Origin of the sequence: Pseudomonas fluorescens, from assembly GCF_002837185.1 — a bacterium.
GTDB classification, from domain to species: Bacteria; Pseudomonadota; Gammaproteobacteria; order Pseudomonadales; family Pseudomonadaceae; genus Aquipseudomonas; species Aquipseudomonas fluorescens_AM.
Window position 1 is genome coordinate 109,512 of the sequence record NZ_KZ477997.1, and the last position, 12,970, is coordinate 122,481.

Here is a 12,970-nt window from a genome sequence, read left to right on the forward strand (position 1 = left end):
GAGGGCATGCGCGATTACAAGTGGCTGCACGAATATTGTCTGAATCGCTTCGGTTCGGCGGCCAAGCTGGAAGCCCATCTGCCTGTGCCCAAGACCCCGGCGCAACTGCGCAAGATCCCCGATGACCGTTACCTGTCGACCTTGGCGCTGCGGGTGTTTCGTGCGGGCTTGAAGCACAGTGTGGTCGATGCCAAGTGGCCGGCATTCGAGCAAGTGTTTTTCGGTTTCGACCCGGAAAAAGTCGTGCTGATGGGCGCCGAGCACCTGGAGCGCCTGATGCAGGACACGCGCATCATCCGCCACCTGGGCAAACTCAAGAGTGTGCCGCGCAATGCGCAGATGATCCTGGATATCGAGCAGGAAAAGGGTAGCTTCGGTGCGTTTGTCGCCGAGTGGCCGGTGACCGATATCGTCGGGTTATGGAAATACCTGAGCAAACACGGTCACCAGTTGGGCGGGCTGTCGGCCCCGCGTTTCCTGCGCATGGTGGGCAAGGATACGTTTGTGCCGAGTGATGACGTGGTGGCGGCGTTGAATGCGCAGAAGATCGTCGACAAGGCACCCACCAGCCTGCGCGACCTGGCGGCCGTGCAGGGTGCCTTTAACCAGTGGCATGCGCAAAGTGGGCGGTCGATGTGTCAGTTGTCGATGATGTTGGCGTACACCGTCAACCATTGATCATCAGGCCGCCGCCATCCGCCGATTCAACTGATGCCGCCAGCGCACATACAACAGCGCCGTGCAAAACACCGCCAGGCTCGCCAGCATCTCAAGCACCCCGAACCCTTGCCGGTTCGGGTCATACGCCGCCAGTGCGCCCTTGATGAAATACAGGTTCACCACAAAGCACATCCACGAATGCCCGCGCGCGCTGCCCGTGATCATCCCTGGCGCCAACACCAGCAGCGGCACCAGTTCGATCAGCAGGATGACCCACGGGCGTGCCCCGTGCAGGTCGGCGACGAACAGGTAATACGCGCACAACAAGCCCACCAGGCCGAAAAACGCCAGAAGACTCAGGGCGCGCGCCAGCTTGACCCGTGGTTCCAGCCACGCCTGGGACGGTAGAACCTTAGGCTTTCTGGCCAACGCCGTTCTCCAGCAGTGTGGCGGTCTTGGCCAGGCGCAGGCCCAGGGCGCGGCACAGGGCGATTTCATGCGGGTCGAGCAGACGCTTGCCGTCAGGCCCGGCGTGGTGGCTGGCGCCATAGGGCGTACCACCGCCCTGGGTGTCGAGCAGCGCCTGTTCGCTATAGGGCAGGCCGGTGATCAGCATGCCGTGGTGCAGCAATGGCAACAGCATCGACATCAGCGTGGTTTCCTGGCCGCCGTGCAGGCTGGCGGTGGAGGTGAACACGCCGGCGGGCTTGCCGACCAGGGCGCCGGTGAGCCACAGGTTGCTGGTACCGTCGAGGAAGTACTTGAGCGGCGCGGCCATGTTGCCGAAACGCGTCGGGCTGCCCAGGGCCAGGGCCGAGCAGTGTTTCAGGTCATCCAGGCTGGCATACAGCGCGCCCTCGTCCGGGATACTCGGTGCCACGGCTTCGCACTCGGTGGAGATTGCCGGCACGGTGCGCAGCCGGGCTTCCATGCCGCCTTGCTCGATGCCCCTGGCAATCTGCCGGGCCATTTCGCTGACCGAGCCATTGCGGCTGTAATACAACACCAGCACATAAGGCGTCGTCACGGCAGGATCTCCAGCACGTTTTCCGGCGGGCGGCCAATGATGGCTTTATCGGCGGTTTCCAGGATCGGGCGTTCCATCAACGAGGGGTGTGCGGCGATGGCGGCGATCAGTTGCGCTTCGCTGAGGCTGGCGTCGGCCAGGTTGAGGCTTTTATATTCATCTTCGCCGGTGCGCAACAATTGCCGGGCACTGAGGCCAAGTTTGGCCAGCAGGGCCTTTAATTGCGCCGCGTTCAGCGGCGTTTCCAGATAGCGCACCACGGTTGGCGTGAGGCCGCGGTCTTGCAGCAGTTCGAGCGCACCGCGGGATTTCGAGCAGCGCGGGTTGTGATAAAGCGTCAGATCGGTCATGTGCGGGTCGCATCTTGCGTAAGGTGGCAGGTATTCTACCTGCGCTGGCGCCTGTCCTTAAACCGTAAGAGGCGATAGGCCGCAGCCAACGTTCATTTTTGCGAAGGATTACCCCATGACAAGGCGACTGATCGGTGCATTGGCGATCATCACAACCCTGCTGCTCAGCGGCTGCGGTAACGATTACGGCGTTGATCAGTACGGCCAGAAGGTGCCGGCCGAGCGCCTGGACAAGCAGTGGCTGGTGGTCAATTACTGGGCCGAATGGTGTGGCCCGTGCCGCACCGAAATCCCCGAGCTCAATGCCCTGGCCGAGCAGCTCAAGGCGCAGAACGTGGGCGTGTTCGGGGTCAACTTCGACAATGTGCAGGGTGAGGAGCTCAAGGCTGCCAGTGACAAGCTGGGCATCAAGTTCACCGTGCTGGCGCAGAACCCGGAGGGGATCTTTGATATTCCGCGCAGCGAGGCGCTGCCGGTGACCTACATCATCGATGACCAGGGCAAGGTGCGCGAGCAACTGATGGGTGAGCAGACGGCGCAAGGGGTGTTGGCCAAGCTCAAGGCGCTGCGCGGTTAAAGCAAGACCTCAAATCAAATGTGGGAGGGGGCTTGCCCCCGATAGCAGTGTGTCAGTCACTGTATGTGCTGGCTGACACAGCGCCATCGGGGGCAAGCCCCCTCCCACATTTTGCTCGCGCATGGCCAAAGATCGGCGGCGTCAGCCTTCTTCAAGCCACAAGCGAATCGGCTTGCCTTCGGCGGGCCAGAACCGCGTCTGCTCGATCGGCGAGATATCCCAGCGCTGGACGCCTTGCAGGGCCTGGAAGAAGCGGTGCTCCTGCTCCATCAGCGCCTCGGCGCACAGTTTGCGGGTGCTGCCGATGGCGCCGAAGCTGAGCTTGTCGCCTTCAAGGGTGTACGGCGCAAACCAGTGGTTGCAGCCGCCATTGCCATAGGCGCGACCATCGGCACCGAGGGTTACGGTCAGGTGCGCGTAGTCCATCAACGGCCGCTCGCCGATCCACTCCACCACATAGCTGTGATCCTGCTTGAGCTTGACCGCATCGCCGGCGCAGCCACTCAGGGCCGTACCCATCGCGGCGAGCAGCAGCAGGCGCTTCATTGTGCGGCCTGCTGGCATTTCGGGCAGCGGTGCCTGTCGCCTTCGCTGGCCCAGCCGAGTTCTTTGATCCGGGCATTGGCGGCCGGTTGCAGCGGTTCTTGGGTGAGCTTGGTTTCCACCGCGAATTCAAACTCCAGCACGCTGTCGCAGCTGTCGCAATTGACCTTCCAGGTGTGAATCTCCAACTCGCCGAATTTCGGCCCCTGGGCCATGGCGACCCATTGGCCCGCCGGGCGGATGGAGTAGCGCGCGTCACCTTCCACGGTCAGGCGCATCGACAGGGTTTTGCTGCCGCGCAGGGTAACGATCAGCACGTCGCCATGCTTGATCGAACCACCGTTGCCGGTGACTTGATAACGGCCCGGCACCAGGGCGCGGCATTCGATCAGGGTGTGTTGCGGGCTCAGCAAGCTGAAGCGGAAATCGTGTTCGGCCATGGATCCTCCAAATAGGCGCGGCATCCTATCACGGGTGCCGGACTATCATGAGCCCGGTATGTGACCGCTGATCATCACTCGATGAGGTTCTGCGCGCGACCGTCGGCCCACGCCGCAATATTGGCCAGTGTAGTGCCGGCAATCGCCGCCAGCGCCTCGCGGGTCAGGAAGGCCTGGTGGGCGGTGATGATCACATTGGGGAAGGTCAGCAGGCGGGCGAGCACGTCGTCTTGCAGGGGCAGGTCCGAGCGGTCCTCGAAAAACAGCTGGGCCTCTTCTTCATAGACATCCAGCCCCAGGTAACCGAGTTGGCCGTTCTTGAGCGCCTCCACCAGCGCCGGCGTGTCGACCAGGCCTCCGCGGCCGGTATTGATCAGCATGGCGCCCGGTTGCATGTGGGCCAGGGTGCCGGCGTTGATCAGGTGCCTGCTGTCGGCCGTCAGCGGGCAATGCAGGCTGATGACCTGCGCCTCGGCGAGCAGTTCGGGCAGGCTCACGTAGCGCGCGCCCAGGGCTTGGACCTCAGGGTTGGGGAAGGGGTCGTGGGCCAGCAGCCGGCAGCCGAAACCGCTCATGATCCTGGCGAAGGTGGCGCCGATCTGTCCGGTACCGACCACGCCGACGGTTTTGCCGACCAGGTCGAACCCGGTGAGCCCATGCAGGCTGAAATCGCCATCGCGGGTGCGGTTGTAGGCGCGGTGCAGGCGACGGTTCAGGGCCAGGACCAGCGCCACGGCATGCTCGGCCACGGCGTGGGGCGAGTAGGCCGGTACGCGCACAACGCTCAGGCCCAGGCGCTTGGCGGCGCGCAGGTCGACATGGTTGTAGCCGGCCGAGCGCAACGCAATCAGGCGCGTGCCGCCTCTGGCCAGATGCTCGAGCACCGGGGCGCTGAGGTCATCGTTGATAAAGGCGCAGACCACCTCGTGGTGTTCGGCCAGGGCCACGGTGTCGAGGTTGAGGCGGGCGGGCTGGAATTGCAGCTCGATGCCCTGGGGGCATGGCTCAGCGCTAAAACTGTCGCGATCGTAGGTTTGGCTGCTGAAAAGAATGACGCGCATTGAAGAGAGGCTCCCTGCAATTTACAAATGAGAAATGCTGACCAGATGTGGGAGGGGGCTTGCCCCTCCCACATGGAAATTGGCTCAGGCGCTGACCCGCGCTTCACTGGCCAACCGCGCAATCGCCATGTCCAGTTCATCCAGTGCGGCCATGGCCTTGGCGTCGTCCTGCTTGAGCAGGGTTTCGGCGCGTTGACAGGCCGCGCGCAATTGCGGCACGCCGCAGTAGCGCGTGGCGCCATGCAGGCGATGGACGCGTTCGATCAAGGCATGATTGTCATTGGCTTCACGCGCGACCGTGATCGCCAGGCGGTCGGCTTCCAGGGAGGCCAGCAGCATGGCGAGCATGTCGGCTGCCAGGTCTGCCTTGTTGGCGGCCAGGCGCAGGCCTTCTTCATGGTCCAGCACCAGCAATTGCACGCCTGGGCCGAGGCCCTCGGGAAGGCGCTCCGGCCCTTGGTTGCGCAGGGCCAGGCCGGTCCATTTCAACACGACCTGGGCCAACTGCCGCTCGCTGATGGGTTTGGTCAGGTAATCGTCCATGCCGCTTTGCAGCAGGGCGCGTTTTTCGTTGGCCATCGCATGGGCGGTGAGGGCGACCACCGGCAGCGGCGTGCCATGGCGTTCGCTTTCCCATTGGCGAATCGCTTCGGTACTCTGGCGCCCGTCCATGCCGGGCATCTGCACGTCCATCAACACCAGATCGAAGGTTTCCTGCTTCACCGCGTCAATCGCCGCGTAGCCGCTTTCCACGGCCTGCACCTTGGCGCCCATGTCTTCAAGCAGGGTTTGCACCAGCAACAGGTTCGCCGGGTTATCGTCCACGCACAGCACACGCGGCGCACGGCTGGACAACGGCTCGCCCGGCTCGCTGCGTGAGGGCCGCGGGCTGATCAGGTCGGCCAGGGATCGGCGCAGCTTGCGCGTACACGCGGGCTTGGCCTGCAACTGGCTGTTGGGGTTGGGCACCGATTGGTTGAATAGCATCTGCTCGGTCGTCGGGCACAGCACCAGCACCTTGCAGCCCAGGTGTTCGAGGTCCCACAAGTGCTGGTTGAGGCGCTCGGGCGGAATGTCGTTGGCGGTGACGCCGAGCACCGCCAGGTCAATCGCCTGATCGGTCTGGTGCGCGCTGGTAATGCCGTTGGTCAGGCTTTCCAGGGTATTGAACGGGGTCACTTCCAGGCCGCAGTCTTCCAACTGATGTTGCAGGGCCTGGCGCGCCAGTTCGTGGTTCTCCAGCACGGCCACGCGGCGCCCGAGCAGCGGCGCGCTGGGCAAGTCTTCGACGTCGTCGCGGGTCTTGGGCAGGTTCAGGCTGATCCAGAACTCCGAGCCCTCGCCCGGTGTGCTGTCGACGCCGATTTCGCCGCCCATCTGTTCGATCAGGCGCTTGGAGATCACCAGGCCCAGGCCGGTGCCACCTGGCTGGCGCGACAGCGAATTGTCCGCCTGGCTGAAGGCTTGGAACAGCGCACGCACGTCCTGGTTGGACAGGCCGATGCCGGTGTCCTGCACGCTGATGCGCAGTTGCACGCTGTCTTCCTGTTCGTCCTCGATCATCGCCCGGGCAACAATGGTGCCTTCGCGGGTGAACTTGATCGCGTTGCTGATCAGGTTGGTCAGGATCTGCTTGAGGCGCAGCGGGTCGCCCACCAGTGACAGCGGCGTGTCACGGTAGACCAGGCTGACCAGTTCGAGCTGTTTGGCGTGGGCGGCGGGAGCGAGGATGGTCAGGGTGTCCTGCAGCAGGTCGCGCAGGTTGAAGGGCACGCTGTCGAGCACCAGTTTGCCGGCTTCGATCTTCGAGAAGTCGAGGATTTCGTTGATGATGCCCAACAGGTTGTCGGCGGATTTTTCGATGGTGCCCAGGTAATCCAGCTGACGCGGCGACAATTCGCTTTTTTGCAGCAAGTGGGTGAAGCCCAGGATGCCGTTGAGCGGGGTGCGGATCTCATGACTCATATTGGCCAGGAATTCCGATTTGATCCGGCTGGCTTCCAGGGCCTCCTTGCGGGCCAGGTCCAGCTCGATGTTCTGGATCTCGATGGTCTCCAGGTTCTGGCGCACATCCTCGGTGGCCTGGTCGATGCTGTGTTGCAATTCCTCCTGGGCGTTTTGCAGGGTTTCGGCCATGCGGTTGATGCCCGATGCCAGCTGATCCAGCTCCTGGCTGCCCAACGGCGGCAGGCGGGTTTCCAGGTTGCCGTCCTTGAGCTGGGCCACGGCTTGCTTGATCTGGCCGATCGGCGAATTGATGGTGCGGCTGATGCGCAGGGCCAGCGCCGCGGTGCAGATCAAGCCGATGGCGATCAGCAGCAGGCTGGCGAACAGGCTGCGATAGCCGCGCAGCAGCATGCCGTTGTGGGACAGTTCCACCTCGACCCAGCCCAACAGGCGGTCGGACTCATCCGGAATCAGCTCGCCCGCCAGGTTGCGATGGCGGCCAAACACGGGCATGAGGTAGCGGGTGGCATCATTGCCGCTGCGCTGCAGCAGGTGCGAACTGTTGCCGGTGGGCGGTTGATTGAGCATGGTCGGACCGGCATGAGCCAGGGACGAGCGGTCCGGCGCCAGGATCGACACCGTACGCACGTCCGGTTGTTCCAGGGATTGGGTCGCGATGCGTTCCAGCAGATCCGTGTTTCTGCTGCTCAGGGCGGGCGCGACCAGCGGCGCCAACTGCTCGGCGATCATTTCGCCGCGTTGCAGCAATTGAGTCTGCAGTTCGGAGAGCTGCATCCAGGTGAAGTAGCCTCCCAACAGCAGGGCCATCAGGCTGGTCGGCAATAAAGTCAGCAACAGTACGCGGCCTTTTATCCCCATTCTTCTAAGCACGCCACTCTCCTGCTACCACATTGATATCAATCATCCACGCAGGCATCCGGCCCACGCCACGTGCGCAGTGTAGCCATTTGCGCCCTTGGGAATCTCGTAAATTAATGACACGTCGCAATCTTCGGGCCATTCGGCGCCGACCGGCGATTGCCTGTATGGGCGGCACTGGACCGCGTGCGAGAGGGCGATCACTGGCATATCTGGCGGGAGGATCAGGGGGGAGGCATCGATGAGGCTGACGTGAAACGTATCTTCGCGGCCATTATCCGGTTGGACGGTTCACGGCCCGGGCTTGCGCATTGCGCGCAACGCCGTGCAGCGGCGGAGTGGCCGTATCTGGGCGCAAATTCCGGGCAGGGCCTGCTGCGCGTACATCTGCACCTGCCTGCCCGTTAGCCCTCAGCGGCGGCGCAGTTTGCGTTTCTTCCACTGGTGCGCGACCCACCAGCGCCAATATCCCATGGTCAGGCAGTAGGCCAGGGCTCCCAATACCAACCCGCAGACCACCGAGCCCAGCAGGAACGGTTGCCACATCGTGCTCAACTCGCCGCTGATCCATTCCCAGGTGAGGTTATCGGGCAGGCTGCGTGGCGGCACGTTCATCAACCAGGCGCCGGTCATGTAGGTGCAGACAAACACCACCGGCATCGTCACCGGGTTGGTCAGCCACACCAGGCTGACGGCAATCGGCATGTTGCCGCGCACCACGATCGCCAGGATCGCGGCCAGCAACATCTGCAACGGGATGGGGATGAACGCGGCAAACAAGCCCACGGCCATGGCCCGGGCCACCGAGTGCCGGTTCAGGTGCCAGAGGTTCGGATCATGCAGCAGGGTGCCAAGAAACTGTAATGACTTGTGTTCCCTGATACTGCTGGGGTCGGGCATGTACCGTTTGAATAAGCGCCGGGGCATATGGGGTCCAGGTCAGTTCGAGGGGCAAGTATGCGCGTATTCTATAAACAGAAAATTCAGACTTTGTGACAAAACATCAAAGGCGCCCCTGGGAACTCCGGCTAAGACTGAATGAATCATTGAAAGGAATGATTCATGAGGACAGGGATGTTCGCGCTCGCGCTGGGGTTGCTGACCCTGCGCTTTCTTCCGGCGTTGCCGCCCACCGGATGGCTGTTGGCCATGCTGGTGTTGGCCTTGATGCTGCTGCCGTTTCGCACCTATCCGCTGGCGTTTTTCCTGCTGGGCTTGAGCTGGGCTTGCATCAGCGCGCAGTGGGCACTGGATGATCGATTGCGCCCGGCGCTGGACGGCGAGACGCGTTGGGTGGAGGGGCGTGTGGTCGGGTTGCCGCAACAGACGGACACCGGCGTGCGCTTTGAACTGGCTGACAGCCGGTCGCGCAAAGCCCGGCTGCCCAAGCGCATCCGTGTGTCCTGGCGCGGCGGGCCGCCGGTGCGCAGTGGGGAACGCTGGCGCTTGGCTGTCACGCTCAAGCGGCCGTCCGGCCTGCTCAATTTTCATGGCTTCGACCAAGAGGCCTGGCTGCTGGCGCAACGCATTGGGGCCACGGGCTCGGTGAAACACGGCGAGCGCTTGGCGCCGGCCCGCAACGCCTTGCGCGACAGCCTGCGTCAACGCCTGAAGGCCGCCGATGCGCAAACCCATGAGGCCGCCCTGGCAGCGTTGGTGCTGGGTGACGGTTCCGGGCTGAGCGCAGAGCAATGGCAGGTGTTGCAAGACACCGGCACCGTGCACTTGTTAGTCATTTCCGGTCAACACATCGGCTTGCTGGCCGGGTTGATCTACGCACTGGTGGCCGGGATGGCCCGTTACGGTTGCTGGCCGCGCCACCTGCCATGGCTGCCATGGGCCTGCGGCCTGGCCTTTGCCGCAGCGCTGGGTTATGGCCTGCTGGCGGGGTTTGGCGTGCCGGTGCAGCGGGCCTGCGTGATGGTCGGTCTGGTGTTGCTATGGCGCCTGCGCTTTCGGCATCTGGGCGCGTGGTGGCCGTTGTTGCTGGCATTCAACGGCGTACTGCTGCTAGAGCCGCTGGCCAGTCTGCAGCCGGGCTTCTGGTTGTCCTTTGCGGCGGTTGCGGTGCTGCTCCTGACGTTCGGTGGACGGCTGGGGCCATGGAGCATCTGGCAGGCATGGACGCGTCCCCAGTGGCTGATTGCCGTCGGATTGTTTCCACTTTTGCTGGTGCTGGGTTTACCCATCAGCCTCACTGCGCCTGTGGCCAATTTGTTCGCCGTGCCCTGGATCAGTCTGGTGGTGTTGCCTCTGGCGCTGCTCGGTACGGTGCTGCTGTGGGTGCCCTCGATCGGTGACGGCCTGCTTTGGTTGGCCGGCGGGGCGTTGGAGGGGTGGTTCAAGGTGCTGACGCTGCTGGCCGGGCAGTTGCCGGCCTGGACGCCGGCCCAGGTGCCGTGGGCGTATTGGCTGGTCAGCCTGGTGGGCGCGGTGCTGCTGCTACTGCCCAAGGGGGTGCCGTTTCGGTTGCTGGGCTGGCCCATGCTGTTGCTGGCGGTGTTTCCTCCCAGGGAGTCGGTGCCCCACGGGCAGGTGATGGTGGTGCAGTTGGATGTCGGCCAGGGGCAGGCGCTGATCCTGCGCACCCGCAATCATGCGTTGCTTTACGATGCCGGGCCGCGTTCCGGGTCGGTCGATCTGGGCGCGCGTGTGGTCGTGCCGGCGCTGAAAACGTTCGGGATAGCGCGGCTCGACATGCTGCTGCTGAGCCATGCCGACGCCGATCACGCCGGTGGCGCGGCAGCTGTAGCCCGTGGTTTGCCGATCAGGCGCGTGGTAGGCGGCGAAACCGAGGGCTTGCCGGCTTTTCTGGGGACTGAACCCTGTATCAGTGGCGAGCGGTGGGAGTGGGATGGTGTGTCTTTCGCGTTGTGGCAGTGGCCTGACGCCCTGAGTGGCAATCCAAAATCCTGTGTGTTGCAGGTGCAGGCCAATGGTGAACGGCTGCTGCTCACCGGCGATATCGACAGCGCGGCGGAGCGCGCCTTGCTTGACACGCCACTGGCGGTGCCGACCGATTGGCTGCAAGCGCCCCATCATGGTAGCCGCAGCTCGTCCTCCAGATCCTTTGTGCAGCGGCTTGCCCCCAAGACGGTGCTGATTTCCCGAGGCCGGGGCAACGCCTTCGGTCATCCTCATGCGCAAGTGGTAGCGCGCTATCAGGCCCAGGGCAGCCGACTATACGACAGCGCCGAACACGGGGCCGTGCGCTTTCAGTTGGGTGCCTTCCAGCCCGCCATGGTTGCGCGCAGTCAACGCCGGTTCTGGCGCGAACCGTTGCCGTAATCCGGCGTTACCAAACACCGAAGGCTGCGACAGGCCGGTCTGCGGCCAACGAACCCCGCTGCCGAACCTATATGATAAAGTGGCGCACTTTTTCGAGGGGGCATTCACTGTGTGGGAATTGGTCAAATCCGGCGGCTGGATGATGTTGCCGATCATCATGAGTTCCATCGCCGCACTCGGCATCGTCGCCGAACGCCTGTGGACCCTGCGCGCCAGTCGCGTCACCCCCGAGCACCTGCTGGGGCAAGTCTGGGGCTGGATCAAGAACAAACAGCTCGACAAGCAGAAGCTCAAGGAACTGCGCGCCAATTCGCCGTTGGGTGAAATCCTTGCCGCTGGCCTGGCCAACTCCAAGCATGGTCGCGAGATCATGAAAGAGTGCATCGAGGAAGCCGCCGCGCGGGTGATCCATGAACTGGAGCGCTACATCAACGCCCTCGGCACCATCGCCGCCATGGCGCCGCTGCTCGGTTTGCTGGGCACGGTGCTGGGTATGATCGATATTTTCAGCTCGTTCATGGGCTCGGGCATGACCACCAACGCCGCGGTGCTGGCCGGTGGTATTTCCAAAGCATTGATCACCACGGCCGCGGGCCTGATGGTGGGTATCCCTTCGGTGTTCTTCCACCGCTTCCTGCAACGGCGCATCGATGAGCTGGTGGTCGGCATGGAACAGGAAGCCATCAAGCTGGTGGAAGTGGTGCAGGGCGACCGTGATGTGGACCTGGTCGAGGGCAACGCGTGAAATTTCGCCGCAAGCAACGGGAAAATGTCGATATCAACCTCGCGTCACTGATTGACGTGGTGTTTATCCTGCTGCTGTTCTTTGTCGTCACCACCACGTTTACCCGGGAAACCCAGCTGCGCGTCGACTTGCCCGAAGCCGTCAGCGGCTCGCCGGCCGAAGATCAGCAGGTCAAGCAACTGGACATTGCCATCAGCGCCGATGGCGTGTTTTCGGTGAACAACCAGTTGCTGGAGAAAAACGACCTGACCAGCCTGATGGACGCCTTGCAGAAGGAATCCGGCGGCGATACCAGCCTGCCACTGTCGATCAGTGCCGACGGCAAGACCCAGCACCAGGCTGTGATTACCGCGATGGACGCCGCCGGCAAGCTCGGTTTCAGTCATCTGCGCATGACCACCGTCGAGGCGGCGAGTCCACCCTGATGGCCATGTCCGATCGTTTGCTCAAGGCCTGGTACGCGGGCCATCCGGCGCTCGTGCTGTTACGGCCGCTGGAGTCGTTGTATCGCCGGGTCGTGCAGCGCAAGCGCGCGCGTTTCCTGGCGGGCGAGGGCGCTGTCTATCGGTCCCCGGTGCCCGTTGTGGTCGTGGGGAATATCACCGTCGGGGGCACGGGCAAGACGCCGCTGATCCTGTGGATGATCGAGCACTGCCGGCGCAATGGCTTGCGCGTGGGCGTGGTCAGTCGCGGGTATGGGGCCAAGCCGCCACAGTTGCCCTGGCGAGTCGAAGCCGATCAGAGTGCCGATGTGGCCGGCGACGAACCCTTGCTGATCGTGCAGCGCTGCGGTGTCCCGTTGATGATCGATCCGGACCGCAGCCGCGCGGTGAAAGCGCTGTTGGCCAGCGAAACCCTGGACCTGATTCTTTCCGACGACGGTCTTCAACACTATCGTCTGGCCCGCGATCTCGAACTGGTACTGATCGATGCCGCCCGCGGCCTGGGCAATCGCCGTTGCCTGCCGGCCGGGCCGTTGCGCGAGCCGGTCGAGCGCCTGCACAGCGTGGATGCGCTGCTCTATAACGGTGCCGCCGAGGACCGCGAAGACGGCTTTGCCTTTGGCCTTGCGCCTGCGGCGCTGATCAACCTGCACAGCGGCGAGCGGCAGCCGGTTACCTATTTTCCGGCAGGCCAGCAAGTACACGCGGTTGCCGGTATCGGCAACCCGCAACGTTTCTTCAATACCCTTGAAACGCTACACTGGCAGCCGATCCCCCATGCGTTTGCCGACCACGCGCCCTACAGTGCCCAGGTGTTGGATTTCACACCGCGTTGGCCGCTGGTCATGACTGAAAAGGACGCGGTGAAGTGCCGCGCCTTCGCCCGGTCCGACTGGTGGTACCTTGCAGTGGACGCGCGGCCGTCGCCGGCGTTTGTCGCCTGGTTCGACACACAACTGATGCGCCTGCTGCCCAACCGTCTTTTGCCTTAAACCGTTTATTTCCAGGAA

At 63.4% G+C, this 12,970-nt stretch carries 14 protein-coding genes and 1 pseudogene; 7 read left to right on the top strand and 8 right to left on the bottom strand.

The window, feature by feature from the left end; genetic code table 11:
- The first annotated feature begins 6 nt into the window (after window positions 1-6).
- Complete coding sequence (locus CIB54_RS14480) at window positions 7-678, top strand: DNA-3-methyladenine glycosylase I (protein WP_101220135.1); 672 nt, start codon at window positions 7-9, stop codon at window positions 676-678.
- Window positions 679-681: 3 nt separating this feature from the next.
- On the opposite strand, the gene CIB54_RS14485 is transcribed toward CIB54_RS14480, so the two are convergent.
- The 3 genes from CIB54_RS14485 to arsC are packed head-to-tail and all read right to left on the bottom strand — an operon-like array spanning window position 682 to window position 2,037.
- Complete coding sequence (locus CIB54_RS14485) at window positions 682-1,089, bottom strand: DUF2069 domain-containing protein (RefSeq protein WP_101220136.1); 408 nt, start codon at window positions 1,087-1,089, stop codon at window positions 682-684.
- Window positions 1,073-1,687, bottom strand: coding sequence for an NAD(P)H:quinone oxidoreductase (gene wrbA, locus CIB54_RS14490; RefSeq protein ID WP_065953159.1), 615 nt, complete (start codon window positions 1,685-1,687; stop codon window positions 1,073-1,075). The genes CIB54_RS14485 and wrbA overlap by 17 nt, the downstream gene beginning before the upstream one ends.
- Complete coding sequence (gene arsC, locus CIB54_RS14495) at window positions 1,684-2,037, bottom strand: arsenate reductase (glutaredoxin) (protein ID WP_065953160.1); 354 nt, start codon at window positions 2,035-2,037, stop codon at window positions 1,684-1,686. The genes wrbA and arsC overlap by 4 nt, the downstream gene beginning before the upstream one ends.
- 115 nt (window positions 2,038-2,152) lie before the next feature.
- On the opposite strand from arsC, the gene CIB54_RS14500 reads away from it, so the two are divergent.
- Window positions 2,153-2,614: a TlpA disulfide reductase family protein gene (locus CIB54_RS14500; RefSeq protein WP_065953161.1), complete on the top strand. Its 462-nt coding sequence runs from the start codon at window positions 2,153-2,155 to the stop codon at window positions 2,612-2,614.
- Between the two features lie 141 nt (window positions 2,615-2,755).
- Here the strand turns inward: CIB54_RS14500 and CIB54_RS14505 are convergent, their stop codons facing one another.
- The 4 genes from CIB54_RS14505 to CIB54_RS14520 all read right to left on the bottom strand — a co-directional run bounded on the left by CIB54_RS14505 (window position 2,756) and on the right by CIB54_RS14520 (window position 7,496).
- Window positions 2,756-3,160, bottom strand: a complete 405-nt coding sequence (locus CIB54_RS14505) for an META domain-containing protein (RefSeq protein WP_065953162.1) — start codon at window positions 3,158-3,160, stop codon at window positions 2,756-2,758.
- Complete coding sequence (locus CIB54_RS14510; RefSeq protein ID WP_065953163.1) at window positions 3,157-3,597, bottom strand: hypothetical protein; 441 nt, start codon at window positions 3,595-3,597, stop codon at window positions 3,157-3,159. The genes CIB54_RS14505 and CIB54_RS14510 overlap by 4 nt, the downstream gene beginning before the upstream one ends.
- Before the next feature lie 74 nt (window positions 3,598-3,671).
- Complete coding sequence (locus CIB54_RS14515) at window positions 3,672-4,658, bottom strand: 2-hydroxyacid dehydrogenase (RefSeq protein WP_101220137.1); 987 nt, start codon at window positions 4,656-4,658, stop codon at window positions 3,672-3,674.
- Between the two features lie 84 nt (window positions 4,659-4,742).
- Window positions 4,743-7,496, bottom strand: a complete 2,754-nt coding sequence (locus CIB54_RS14520) for a response regulator (protein WP_065953165.1) — start codon at window positions 7,494-7,496, stop codon at window positions 4,743-4,745.
- 165 nt (window positions 7,497-7,661) lie between these two features.
- Between CIB54_RS14520 and CIB54_RS14525 the strand changes: the two are divergent.
- Window positions 7,662-7,892: pseudogene (locus CIB54_RS14525) on the top strand (ATP-binding protein); the annotation flags it as partial.
- A 3-nt stretch (window positions 7,893-7,895) separates the two neighbouring features.
- On the opposite strand, the gene CIB54_RS14530 reads toward CIB54_RS14525, so the two are convergent.
- Window positions 7,896-8,411 (bottom strand): DUF2062 domain-containing protein, encoded by a 516-nt coding sequence (locus tag CIB54_RS14530; RefSeq protein WP_065953166.1) that lies wholly within the window; start codon window positions 8,409-8,411, stop codon window positions 7,896-7,898.
- 135 nt (window positions 8,412-8,546) lie between these two features.
- On the opposite strand from CIB54_RS14530, the gene CIB54_RS14535 reads away from it, so the two are divergent.
- The 4 genes from CIB54_RS14535 to lpxK all read left to right on the top strand — a co-directional run bounded on the left by CIB54_RS14535 (window position 8,547) and on the right by lpxK (window position 12,952).
- Window positions 8,547-10,772 carry a DNA internalization-related competence protein ComEC/Rec2 gene (locus CIB54_RS14535; protein WP_101220138.1) on the top strand — a complete coding sequence of 742 codons (2,226 nt, stop codon included), beginning with the start codon at window positions 8,547-8,549 and terminating at the stop codon, window positions 10,770-10,772.
- A 109-nt stretch (window positions 10,773-10,881) separates the two neighbouring features.
- Window positions 10,882-11,517, top strand: coding sequence for a MotA/TolQ/ExbB proton channel family protein (locus CIB54_RS14540; protein ID WP_065953214.1), 636 nt, complete (start codon window positions 10,882-10,884; stop codon window positions 11,515-11,517).
- Entirely contained in the window at window positions 11,514-11,942 is a 429-nt protein-coding gene (locus CIB54_RS14545) for an ExbD/TolR family protein (RefSeq protein WP_065953168.1), read from the top strand. The genes CIB54_RS14540 and CIB54_RS14545 overlap by 4 nt, the downstream gene beginning before the upstream one ends.
- Window positions 11,942-12,952: a tetraacyldisaccharide 4'-kinase gene (gene lpxK / locus CIB54_RS14550; RefSeq protein ID WP_101220139.1), complete on the top strand. Its 1,011-nt coding sequence runs from the start codon at window positions 11,942-11,944 to the stop codon at window positions 12,950-12,952. Before CIB54_RS14545 ends, lpxK begins: the two co-directional genes overlap by 1 nt.
- Window positions 12,953-12,970 lie beyond the last annotated feature (18 nt).

What these genes read in the sequence shown, in the direction of transcription:
- CIB54_RS14530 (WP_065953166.1), bottom strand. Translation starts at nt 8,411, where the DNA reads ATGCCCCGGCGCTTATTCAAACGGTACATGCCCGACCCCAGCAGTATC.
- CIB54_RS14535 (WP_101220138.1), top strand. Translation starts at nt 8,547, where the DNA reads ATGAGGACAGGGATGTTCGCGCTCGCGCTGGGGTTGCTGACCCTGCGC.
- CIB54_RS14510 (WP_065953163.1), bottom strand. Translation starts at nt 3,597, where the DNA reads ATGGCCGAACACGATTTCCGCTTCAGCTTGCTGAGCCCGCAACACACC.
- CIB54_RS14500 (WP_065953161.1), top strand. Translation starts at nt 2,153, where the DNA reads ATGACAAGGCGACTGATCGGTGCATTGGCGATCATCACAACCCTGCTG.
- lpxK (WP_101220139.1), top strand. Translation starts at nt 11,942, where the DNA reads ATGGCCATGTCCGATCGTTTGCTCAAGGCCTGGTACGCGGGCCATCCG.
- CIB54_RS14515 (WP_101220137.1), bottom strand. Translation starts at nt 4,658, where the DNA reads ATGCGCGTCATTCTTTTCAGCAGCCAAACCTACGATCGCGACAGTTTT.
- arsC (WP_065953160.1), bottom strand. Translation starts at nt 2,037, where the DNA reads ATGACCGATCTGACGCTTTATCACAACCCGCGCTGCTCGAAATCCCGC.
- CIB54_RS14480 (WP_101220135.1), top strand. Translation starts at nt 7, where the DNA reads ATGCGCGATTACAAGTGGCTGCACGAATATTGTCTGAATCGCTTCGGT.
- CIB54_RS14505 (WP_065953162.1), bottom strand. Translation starts at nt 3,160, where the DNA reads ATGAAGCGCCTGCTGCTGCTCGCCGCGATGGGTACGGCCCTGAGTGGC.